Below are 10856 nucleotides of genomic sequence, written 5' to 3' on the forward strand. Positions count from 1 at the left end.
AAGCAGTCGTTCTGGGACAAGGTGTTCGGCTCCGAAACGTGGGAGACGATCGTGTCGGTCGCGAAGGTCGTCGTCGCCGTCGGCGGGATCATCGTCATGATCATCGGCGGACCGCTCGCGTGGATCGTGCTCGGCGCGGCCCTCCTCGTCCTCGCGAACACGCTGTACAAGATGTCCAAGGGCAGAGCCGACGGATGGGACCTCGCATTCGCGCTGCTCGACTGCATCCCGGGAGCCAAGGGGATCACCACCGCCGGGCGCCTGATCTCTGCTGCTGGTGATGCACGGAAGGCGTTCTCCCTCGCACGCTCGACCGGAACGCTGGGTGCGCTCGCCGGGCGCACGCTCAGCGGCGCCGGACGGTACGGCACGATGGCGCTCAAGGAATTCCCCCTGGCCGTCAGGCAGTTCGCCTCGAATCCGGCCCGGAGGTTGGAACGCATGGCTCTGCAGGTGCGGTACCTCACGCCGGCCATCATGGTGCGCAGCACCATCGACGCGACGAAGGGCCTCTGCAGCGGATTCGTCGGATCGCAGGGCAAACCGGTCCTTGATCGTTTCTCGGACTCGCTCGCCACCAGCGACCATGCCTTCAACCGCGCTCTCCGCAGCGCGTACAACGATCACGTCAAGAGCGTCGCTCAGACAGACCCGGCTCGTGCGAGCCAGCTGTGGCAGGGCGGCGACGGCTACTACGGCGTCGATGCGATGACCAACGTCACCGGTTCTCACGCCCAAGTCGACGCGTTCGCCTCGACGCCGCCGGGCCTGCAGAGTCCGTCAGCAAGCTACGCGGTACCGAACGCACCAATCGGTGACGCGGCTGCTTTCCACGAGTCAGTCCAGGTCGGCGCGGACTTTGGCTACCCGAGCCCGTACCGTGAGGACGTGTCGATCGCACACATCGGCGCTGACCAGCCGTACGCAGTCGGTGCTGCGCGAGCGAACCCACAGTTCGGCGCCGGCGGAGAAACGCAGTACTTCTACTCAGGCATGACGACCGACAGCCCGTCGCCATTTCCTGCAGGCGGTCCCTCCACCATGGGCTCCGGAGTGCGCTCGATCGAGGAGTCCATCGCCATGCGGCACCTTCTCCACACGCCGTGGCGCGTCGTGGCCTACACGCACCCACTCGTCGGGAGCGAGCGATGATCCGACCTGACCTGCCGGACGTCCTGTTGGTCGGACCGGTGGCCGACCGCACCTTCGCAGACGATGGTCGCCTCGTGATCGACTACGCAACCGTGCCCGGGTGGTCTCCCGAAGCCACGCTCGCGGACCTGGTCGCGCGGGCAAAGCTGCTCGCGCTGCTGCTCGACGCGCTGGATCCCACGACGGACATCCAGGTGGGGGGACGGCACGAGTTCCTGCTCAACGCCCACGTCGACGGACGAGTGGACACCCGCGGCGGTGTTGCTCCACCGCGTCTACTCGCGTACGGCTCACTGGTCACCACCACCATCAAGCCGCGAGCGCTCCGTCGGCTCGTCGACGTGCGGAACGAACCGTCCGCCCTTCTGGGATGCTTCACGTTCCCTCGCGGGGCGGACACCGTGTCGCAGCTGGGCCCAGGTGCGGCGCTCACCCGCAACGGCGATACCGGGTACTTTGACCAGATCGTCTCCTTCGAGACCGATGATGACGCTCCGCCGAGTCGGCGGACCACGAAAGCGCTGAAGCGCTGGTCTCGAACCGTCGAGGGCTGGCGTGGGAAGGCTTCGCCCGAACAACAAGCCCTCGCTGGACCGTGGACCTGAGTGAAGTGGACGAGTTGGCTGTCTGGGGGCACGCAGTCGACCGTGGCACTGGGTGCTGGGTGCTGGGGGCGGAGGACGGTGATCCAGCGCTGATCCACAACCGAGATGAGACGTCGATCGTGCTGGCGTTCCTCGACCGCGACCGGGCTCTTGCGACTGTGCCGGACGACTCCGCGCTGATCCACACGACGCTCTGGGCTTCGAGCGACGGCGCTCGACTCGGCGGTGCGCTGGTGTACATCGCCACGAACGGCATCGCGCTCGAGGTCAACCCGCACCTTGCCGGTCTTGGGCGCGTCTGGTCGACCACATCGCCGCGCAGGGCGAAGGTGCGCGCGGAATCGTGTACTTCTCCCGAGCTGACGGCTCGGCGCATGTCATGAACGTGCTTCACGACCGGAACGGCGTGGTCTTCCTGGACGGGCAGAGCGGCACGTTCGGGTGACTCGAAGCAGCAACCAGGATCTTGTTCCTCCCGACGAAAGGCGTCCGATGATCGAGAACGCAGAAGCTGCTCAGCGGGTCTTCGCGCGGATGTTCTCCTGGAGCAGCACAGTCGAGTACCGCCGCGTGTGGGCAGAGACGACCAGTCACTGGGTCGTGTTTTGGAACTCCGCGTCGTACTACGAGACCGGCAGTCCCTACGACGCGATCGTCGGAAACGGCCCGCTCATCGTCCCGAAGGACGGTGCCGAACCCTTCACGTTCGGCTCAGGTGAAGACTGGCGCGCCGCGCTAGAGGCACGAGGTGACACGGTCCTCCGCGTCGTCGACCCGGGCGCGCCGAATTGGGAGCCCTTGGAAGATGCTGAATGGATCTGAGCCTCGAAGACCCTCGGAAACGCTCGGGGCGCTTTCGTCGCGCAAGCACAGCGACCGGACGATCATCGACCGCATCCCCGCGGAGAATGTGCTCGGAGCACACCCAATCCGATCCGACGGCTCCCTCGGCACACTCATCCCTAATCCCAACGCCGCGCACGTCCCGTAGAGAGTTCGATGTGAAGACCACGCAACCCGACCACTGGCGGTACGAGATCGACCCTGGGTTCGACCCCGCGGGCGAGGTACCCCCGTTCGCCATCCTCGGCGCATGGCCGATGAATGCCCGGGACGAGATTGTCGGGGATTTCGTCGTGAACCCCGATTACGCAGCCTCGCCTGTGGCGCGGATGCTCGACATCGACGCAGATCCGTTCACGATGGCTTGGTCCGAACACGCTCGATTTGCGCTCGACGACGCCGGATTCCGCGACGCGATCACTCGCACGACCTGGTTCGGGCTGGAATCGGACGGTCAGCTCGTGGTGTTCGATCAAGGAACTGGCCCCCGAGTCCGCGCTTGGTCCTCTCGCAAGCACCTCGAAGCTGCGGGCGATCCATCGGCAGCGCCCCTCGACGGCAGCGCGCTGTTCGGACTTGCAAAGCAGGGCATCGCTCTCGAATTGAACGCCGCAGAGCAGACGGCCTGTGTGCTCAGCGCAGAATTCCTGAACGACATTGCCGATGCCTGACACTTCGCCCCGTCTGGTCACCCTCGTCCGCCGAGGAACACGACTCGCTGCTCAGCTGGTGCTGGTGGAGGAGTCCGCTCCGAACGGTGACGCGCACTTCGCTCTCCTGTGCGATGCCGGCGGGCAGCACTTCCGCGGCGAGGGCTCCGACGTCGACACGGCGCTGCGCGCGCTTCGCTCCCGTCTGGAAGCAGCCGATCTGTTGATCCAGGTCGCTGGAGCCGAACGCGACGTGGTGGTGAGCCCGATGAGCCGGCAGATGGGTCAGGGGCGCCAGGGGTACCGGGTTCGGCTCGGCCGGTCTCCTGATGGCTCCGCGCTGGTCGACGTGCTGGCGCCGGCGGATCACGGCGTGACGCTCGCCGAGCAGGCCGATGCTGCGGACCGTTGGCGACGAAGCCAATCACTGGCCGGCCGACTCGCTGCCGCATTCGGCCTACAGTCCTGCTGAGCAGCGAGATGGCAGGACGATCATCGGCGTAGTAACGGGCAGGTCCGAACAGCACGTCCATCGAAGACCTCAAGCGTCACGCACCCGATGGGTACGCACGATCTCCCCAGGCTTACAGGAGGTTCGAAATGAGGCAACGTCAGACCACGGGTGTCGAGCGCAGACAACTCGACGCGCTCGCGATCACACCGGAGGGATTCCGGTACCCCGAACGGTTCCAGCAAGCCCTGGCACAGCAACCGCTCCCGGAGATCACGCCGTTCATGTGGCTCTCGGAGTACGAAGACCAAGCCACGAACTGGGCGGAGATCGTCGCGACGCAGTTCCCGGCTCGCACCCTCGTGCCCTTCGCGAAGCACGAGGACACCGACGACGTGTTCTGCTTCGAGGCGACGGACCACTCGGGGAACCCGCCGGTGCACATCATCCACACCTTCACGACGCCGGGGTGGGAGTACCGCGGCACATGGTCGACCTTCGACGTCTGGTGGGAGGAGATGGAGGAGCAGCACGCGGCGTGGCTCGCCGAACAGGAAGCAGAAGAAGACTGACCGATGGCACGACGAGACACCACGATCAGCAAGGCGATGTCGCACGCCCTCCGGCACGAGCCCGACGCGTACGGCCTCGTGCTCGCCTCCGACGGCAGCGTGCCCCTCGATGACCTGGTGCGCGGGCTCGGGGCCGCCGGGGTCGAGGTGACGAGTGACGACGTCCGCCGGGTCGTCGCGGAGTCCGACAAGCAGCGGTTCGTCGTCGAGGGCGATCGGGTCCGCGCGCAGTACGGGCACTCCACCGAGGAGCGGATCGTCAAGCCGTCGATCACCCCGCAGCCGGTGCTGTGGCACGCGACCTCGCCGGACGCAGCGTCGGCGATCCTGCGCGACGGCCTGCTGCCGATGGGCCGGCAGTACGCGCACCTGACGACCGACCAGGAGCTCGCGCTGCAGGCCGGCCGTCGCAAGGCACCGCACCCGGTGCTGCTCCGGATCGACGCCGCCGCGGCGCACGCTGCGGGGGTCGAGTTCGCCGAGGGCCACGACCGCGTGACCCTCGCCCGGGTCGTGCCCTCGACCTTCATCGAGGCCGTCGGCGCCTGAGCCCGGTCCTGCGCGGGCCGGTCAGGCCTGCGCCGGCACCTGCACGAGCCGCAGCACCTGGTCGGCGTCGTTCAGGAGCGCCCGACCGACCACGCGGTCCTGTGTCACGAGGCTCTTCGAGAGCTTCGTGCCGATCAGGTCACCGTCGACGGTGCTGAGCGGCGCGAGCAGCATCCCTCGTCGCGCCTTCTTCGCGTCGACCTGCCACCCGCGGAACCCGCTCGCCACACCCTCGACGTCGCCGGCGAGGACGAGCCCGACCGACCGTCCTCGGTCGGATTCCAGGATCGAGCGGAACACCGGCTCGGCCGGGGTCTCCTTGAGCGCCTCGGCGTCGTCGACGAGCACGAGCGTGAACCGGTCCGAGGTGGCATCGACGAGCGCGGACAGCCCCTCCGCACCGATGGTGGTGTCGGTCACCACCGACGCGCACGGCGTTCCGTCGAGCGACCGGAGCACCGAGTCGCGCGGCGTCACCGCGACCACGGCGCCGCCGGTCGACAAGACGTGCCGCGCCATCGTGAGGAGTGCCGTGCTCTTGCCGGACCGCGGACTCCCCCCGACGATGAAGACGGGGGTGTCCTGCACGAAGTCGTGCTCGAAGAGCATGAGTTCGTCCCCGCCGACGCCGAGCGCCACCCGGCCCGGGACGGTGTGCTCGTCGGGCAGGTGCTGCAGCGCATCGTCGAGTGTGATCGACCGCGGCAGCACGTCGATCCGGAACGGTTTCGGGGTGCCGGGCTGCACGTGTCGACGCACTTCGGCACCGATGTCCCGGAGCGCCGCTGCCTGGTCACGTCCGCCGAGTCCGCCGGGCAGCACGGCGACCTGGGTCTCGGTGGCGGTCGCGTTGCGGAAACCCCGACCGGGTGGGATCTGCTCGGGCAGCTTCTTGCCGTTGATCCCCTCGTAGTTGTAGTCACCGCGATCGGCGAGGGCGAGCAGCAGCTTCCGCTCGACCTGGCTCGACATGCGACCCGAGGTCAGGGTCCGGTCACCGGACACGACCAGGTGCACGCCGACCCCGACGCCTTCGCGCAGCAGGGTCTGGACGGCGTCGTGCAGGGCCCCGTTCTCCGCGTCGGCCAGGGTCGCCATGAAGCTCTCCCACTGGTCGAGGAACACCACGACGTGGGGCAGCGGCGTGGTCTGGTCGTCGGAACGCTGCTCGGCGATGGACGAGTAGCCGCCGGCGGCGAACACCGACTGCCGTTCCTGCACCGTGCGCAGCAGGATGCCGAGCAGCCGGGACACCCGATCCGGCTCGTGCCGCTGCACGACGGCCCCGCAGTGCGGCAGCCCGGCGAGCGCGAGCAGCGCACCGTTGCCGCAGTCGATGCCGTACATGTGGACGTCGCCGACTCCGAGCCGCAGCGCGATCGCGCCGGCCAACGTCCGGAGCGTCTGGCTGCGTCCGGAACGCGGCGATCCGATGACGAACAGGTGCCCGTCTTCGTCGAGGTCGAACACGGTGGGACGTTGGCGCTGGTCGGCGGGGTGGTCCTCGATGCCCCAGGCCACCGCCAGCGGAGGCAGGTCCGACGTACCGACGGCCTCGACGTCGTCGAGCCCGACGACGTCGCCCAACGGCGGCAGCCAGGGCTTCCGCTGGGCTGGTGTCCCCAGCGCCCTCGTCGCCTCGCCGACGGCGCCGACGAGGACGCTGAGGTCCGTGACCTCCACGTCGCTCGCCGCGACCTCGACGGCGGCCGGCCGCGGGGCCGGCTCGCTGAACGAGGCGAACGTGAGCTCACGGACCAGGGCGGGGCGCGCCTCCAGGCCGTCCGCACCGGGCCGACGGCCGCCGACGCGACCCGACTGGAAGGGCAGCAGCGAAGCGGCGCCCAGCCGGACGTACGCGCGGCCCGGCGTCGACTTCGCGATGCGCGCCGCGTCGTTCGCGCCGATGACGTCCTGACTCTCCGACTGGTCGGTGACCCGCAGGGCGATCCGCAGGTTCGTGTTCGCGCGGATCTCCGGCGAGACGACGCCGCCGGGACGCTGCGTCGCGAGGATCAGGTGGATGCCGAGCGACCGGCCCCGCTGGGCGATGTTGACCAGACCCTTGACGAAGTCCGGCAACTCCCGCGCGAGCGAGGCGAACTCATCGATGACGATGAGCAGGCGTGGGAGGCTCGGGACGGGATCAGAACCGCTGGCAGCGCGCTTCGCCTGCAGGTCCTGGTAGTCCTCCAGGTCCTTCGCACCGACCTCGGCGAGCGCGTGTTCGCGGGTGCGCAGCTCGGCGCCGAGCGACTCCAGCGCGCGCTCGACCTGGTGCGTGTCAAGGTCCGTCACCATGCCGACGGTGTGCGGCAGGTCGACGCAGTCCTTGAAGGCCGCGCCGCCCTTGTAGTCGACGAGGACGAAGTTCATCTCGTCCGGGCGGTTCGCGACGGCGAGCGAGGCCACGATCGTCTGCAGGAGCTCGGACTTGCCGGATCCCGTGGTCCCCGCGACGAGACCGTGTGGGCCGTCGTTCCTGAGGTCGATCGCGAAGGCCCCGTCGATGGACTCACCGACGACGGCCGTGGTGCTCCGGCCGCCGAGCAGCCACCGCGCCTGCACGGCCTCCGACGTCGGCGGTTCCAGCTGGAGGACGTCGAGCAGCCGGGAGGACGACGGCACCGCGCCGTCCTGCACGTCGGGGCTGGCGTCGACGACGGGCGACAGCGACCGTGCGACCCACTCGAGCCAGTCCTGGTCGACGAGGTCGGGGCGTGCGTCGTCGATGCGCTCGGAGCGCTGCTGCGTGACGCGGACGCGGTCCTGCCGGACCACGACGACGGCGTCGCACTCCTCGGGCAGGAGACGCTCGTCCAGGTCGAGGCAGACGCTGAAGACGCCCACAGCGGGTCCCTCCTTGAGCACCTGCACGAGCGACGGCATCGCCCGGAGCCGCCGAGCACCGTCCATCACGACGACGATCTCGTCGGCGGGAGGGGTCTTCGGACCGATGCCCGCCTCCTTGCGAGCATCGATCACGGCGGCGAGCTCGGCGATCGCCCGCGCCGTCGACGCCGCATCGGACGCGATGCTCGTCATCGGCTGGTCCGCACCGTCCCGACGGACGTGCGGCAGCCACGACATCCACTCCCACAGAGCGGTGCGCGTGGAGTCCGTGAGCAGGGTGAAGGTGACGTCCTTCGGGCTCTGCAGGGTCGCGAGCTGCGCGACCACCCAGTTCGCGAGCCGTCGGGCATCGTCGTCCGGTCCGGCGATCCCGATGACGCCCCGCTCGGCGAGCCGGATGCGCACCGGCACGTCCGTCGCGTCCCAGGCGACCGTCCGCTTGTGGGACAGCTGCTCGGGGTCCTCGATGGTCACCTCGGACCGCTGCGTCGCCGTCCCGACGCGGACGAGCAGGTGGTCCGGGTCGGTGCGGCGTCGTTCCCAGAGGCGCGGCAGCGGCGTCACCGCCGTCTCGTAGACAGCGGCGGGATCCGGAGCACTGGCGATCCACTGGGCACGTTCGGCGCGGAGGCTCTCGGTCGCGTCCGCCTCGATCCTCGCCTTGGTGTCCTCGTACTCCGCGACGCGTTGACGGTAGGTCTTCTTCCCCTGGCGACGGCCCTGGAGGCCCGTGATGATCATCAGGATCGGTGACAGCAGCGCGATGAGCAGGTAGATCCAACGACCGGTCGTCGAGACGAACATGACGGCCATCCCCATCGGCGCGAGCGCCATGAGGATGGGCAATGCGCGAGCGGGCGGCTCCGTGGGCGGCGGCGGCAGCTGGTACCGGGTGTGCTCCTCGGGCGGGAGGATCCGCGGCGGGCGGTTGTACTCCAGCGACATGCCGTCCTCCGACAGGGACAGGTGCGCACCCTGACCCTGCGCGTGCCCGAACCCGAGCAGGAGCCCGCCGACCGCGAGCTGGGCGTCCTCCGGCCACGCGACCTCGTCCGTGACGGTCTCGCCGTCGAGCACCGCTCCGGTGTACCCGTTCACCGGTCGGATCCGCGCGCCGTCCGCGCCGACGGTGACGAGCAACGCGACCGCAGGGACCGCCGTCCCGGACCCGGTCGCGTCCTCCGAACCGGCCTCGCTCGCACCGACCGGCACACGGACGTGGGCCCCCGGCGCACTGCCGATGGTCACGGTGCCCGTGCCCACGCGCACGATGGTGCCGGCGTGCTCTCCGGAGACGACCCGGACCTCGCCTGCTGCGACGGGACGGAGCGACGGCGGCGGGACCTGCTCGGTGGTCCGGCTCACGACGGCTCCGTCACGGATGCCGGACGCGGCGACCGACACCGAGAGGTCGAGGGGGCGCTCACCGACGAAGTACATGGGCGTGCGGCCGGTCGCGGTGACGTCGCTCGCGATGAGGCGCTCCGCCTCGGAGACGACCTCGCTGACCGGACGCGCGTCGGCGCCGTCGACGTAGACGTTCGCCGTCTGCCCGCTCTCGCGGTCCAGCATCGTGAACGTGAATGGCATGGATCCCCCGTAGCGTTGACTACACGTCGCAGGACGATGGTAATGTCCCCTGCAACACGCGCCCCGTTGGGGGGACATTTCGACACTCCGGGGAAAGGGAGTCACACCGTGGCGAACATCAACGTCTCGTACGCAGACCTCGAGGCGGCAGCCTCCGACCTCAAGGCCGGCCAGGCCGACATCGAGGACCGTCTGTCCGCGCTGCAGCGGAAGATCCAGCAGCTCATCTCGGACGGCTACGTCACCGACAAGTCCTCGGTCGCGTTCGGTGAGTCCTACGACGAGTTCAACCGCGGCGTCACCCAGACCGTCCAGGGCCTCGACGGCCTCTCCACCTTCCTCTCGAAGGCGTCGCAGACGCTCTCCGACACCGACGAGTCGCTGGCTTCCGGCCTCAAGGGCTGACAACAGCAGCGACCCCGTGCCCTGCGTCCGCGCAGGGCACGGGGTCGTTCTGGGTTCGAGATCGGGGAGGGATTGATCCGTGGCAGACAGACTGCTCGTCGACCTGATGGGGCTCGGGGAGCTCCAGAACGACCTGTCGACCGTGCACAGCACGCTCGAACGGGCACACAAGCGTGTCGACGCGTCCGACGACGCGATCGGCTCGGGGACCGTGCAGAGCGCTCTGCACGGCTTCGACCACCGTTGGGGTGACAAGCGCGACAAGATCAGCGAGTCGACGAAGGCGTTGGCCGACATGCTGAACTCGTCGATCGAGACGTACACCGAGACCGACGAGCAGCTCGCGCACGCCTTGCAGGTGAACGACGAGAACGGCGGCTCCTCGGCCGCCCGGGCGCAGTAGCCATGGTGCGGCCGTCTGGGTGGGATGTGGTCGATCAGGGTGGTGACCCGGTCAAGGGGGACCCGGCGACGATCCGGATGATGAGTCGGGAGTACCAGCGCATCTCCGACGCCGCCTCCGACGCGTCGACCCGGTTGAACTCGGTGAAGGGGTCGGGGTGGTTGACCGACTGGGAGGGCGAGGCGGCGGACGTGTTCGTCGACGCGATCCAGGACACCCCGTCGGACCTGTCCAAACTCGTCGACAGTTACGCGTTGGCCGCGTCGGCGTTGTCGGGGTGGGCAGACGTGGTCGATGACACCCAGTACCGTGCCGATGGTGCGTTGGCGGACGCGAAGGACGCCGCCGGTGACCTCACCGCCGCGCAGGACCGGCTGTCGGACGCGCAAGCGACCCTGACCCACTACCAGAGCGCCGCCCGGTCGTTGTCGCAGGTCGCGGACCGGTACCCGGCCGGCTCCGACGTGCCCGACGGGGTGGACGTGCCCACGCCGGCGCAGTTGCGGGCAGCGACCGACAACACGTCCGTCGCACAGGGCTCCGTGTCGAGTGCGCAGGGGGACATCGCCGCGGCGCAGTCCCGGATCGATGCCGCGAAACGCCTCGTCGCCGACGCGAAGGGTGACTGGGAAGACGCAGAGCGGCGGACCGCGACGACGATCGGTGACGCCGCCGACGCGGGGCTGGGGAAGCAGTCGTTCTGGGACAAGGTGTTCGGCTCCGAAACGTGGGAGACGATCGTGTCGGTCGCGAAGGTCGTCGTCGCCGTCGGCGGGATCATCG

12 protein-coding genes are annotated in these 10856 nt (G+C 69.0%); 11 read left to right on the forward strand and 1 reads right to left on the reverse strand.

Annotated elements, in window-relative coordinates; translation table 11 throughout:
- The 8 genes from Csp2054_RS18335 to Csp2054_RS17335 all read left to right on the forward strand — a co-directional run.
- Positions 1-1152: hypothetical protein (locus Csp2054_RS18335; protein WP_217990957.1), on the forward strand; the 1152-nt coding region annotated here is incomplete at its 5' end.
- 74 nt (positions 1153-1226) lie between these two features.
- Positions 1227-1757 carry a hypothetical protein gene (locus Csp2054_RS17305; RefSeq protein WP_176491774.1) on the forward strand — a complete coding sequence of 177 codons (531 nt, stop codon included), beginning with the start codon at positions 1227-1229 and terminating at the stop codon, positions 1755-1757.
- Between the two features lie 193 nt (positions 1758-1950).
- Complete coding sequence (locus Csp2054_RS18730) at positions 1951-2202, forward strand: toxin glutamine deamidase domain-containing protein (protein ID WP_096900799.1); 252 nt, start codon at positions 1951-1953, stop codon at positions 2200-2202.
- A 47-nt stretch (positions 2203-2249) separates the two neighbouring features.
- Complete coding sequence (locus tag Csp2054_RS17315) at positions 2250-2579, forward strand: YrhB domain-containing protein (protein WP_096900800.1); 330 nt, start codon at positions 2250-2252, stop codon at positions 2577-2579.
- A 179-nt stretch (positions 2580-2758) separates the two neighbouring features.
- A complete protein-coding gene (locus tag Csp2054_RS17320) occupies positions 2759-3271 on the forward strand; it encodes a hypothetical protein (RefSeq protein ID WP_096900801.1) in 513 nt (170 codons plus the stop codon).
- Positions 3264-3722, forward strand: coding sequence for a hypothetical protein (locus Csp2054_RS17325; RefSeq protein WP_141399319.1), 459 nt, complete (start codon positions 3264-3266; stop codon positions 3720-3722). Before Csp2054_RS17320 ends, Csp2054_RS17325 begins: the two co-directional genes overlap by 8 nt.
- 128 nt (positions 3723-3850) lie before the next feature.
- The gene (locus Csp2054_RS17330) at positions 3851-4273 is read left to right on the forward strand and encodes a hypothetical protein (protein WP_096900803.1); all 423 of its coding nucleotides are present in this window, start codon (positions 3851-3853) and stop codon (positions 4271-4273) included.
- A gap of 3 nt (positions 4274-4276) precedes the next feature.
- The gene (locus Csp2054_RS17335) at positions 4277-4822 is read left to right on the forward strand and encodes an RNA 2'-phosphotransferase (protein WP_096900804.1); all 546 of its coding nucleotides are present in this window, start codon (positions 4277-4279) and stop codon (positions 4820-4822) included.
- 21 nt (positions 4823-4843) lie between these two features.
- On the opposite strand, the gene Csp2054_RS17340 is transcribed toward Csp2054_RS17335, so the two are convergent.
- On the reverse strand, positions 4844-9265 hold the full coding sequence (locus Csp2054_RS17340; RefSeq protein ID WP_096900805.1) for an FtsK/SpoIIIE domain-containing protein: 4422 nt from the start codon (positions 9263-9265) through the stop codon (positions 4844-4846).
- A gap of 108 nt (positions 9266-9373) precedes the next feature.
- Here Csp2054_RS17340 and Csp2054_RS17345 point away from each other — a divergent pair, with 108 nt between their 5' ends.
- From Csp2054_RS17345 to Csp2054_RS17355, 3 genes are all read left to right on the forward strand, one after another.
- On the forward strand, positions 9374-9670 hold the full coding sequence (locus Csp2054_RS17345; protein WP_096900806.1) for a WXG100 family type VII secretion target: 297 nt from the start codon (positions 9374-9376) through the stop codon (positions 9668-9670).
- Between the two features lie 79 nt (positions 9671-9749).
- Complete coding sequence (locus Csp2054_RS17350; protein WP_141399320.1) at positions 9750-10073, forward strand: hypothetical protein; 324 nt, start codon at positions 9750-9752, stop codon at positions 10071-10073.
- Positions 10074-10153: 80 nt separating this feature from the next.
- On the forward strand, positions 10154-10856 hold a 703-nt coding region (locus tag Csp2054_RS17355), incomplete at its 3' end, for a putative T7SS-secreted protein (RefSeq protein ID WP_217990958.1).

It is taken from the genome of Curtobacterium sp. 'Ferrero' (assembly GCF_002412165.1).
In the GTDB taxonomy this organism is placed as follows: domain Bacteria; phylum Actinomycetota; class Actinomycetes; order Actinomycetales; family Microbacteriaceae; genus Curtobacterium.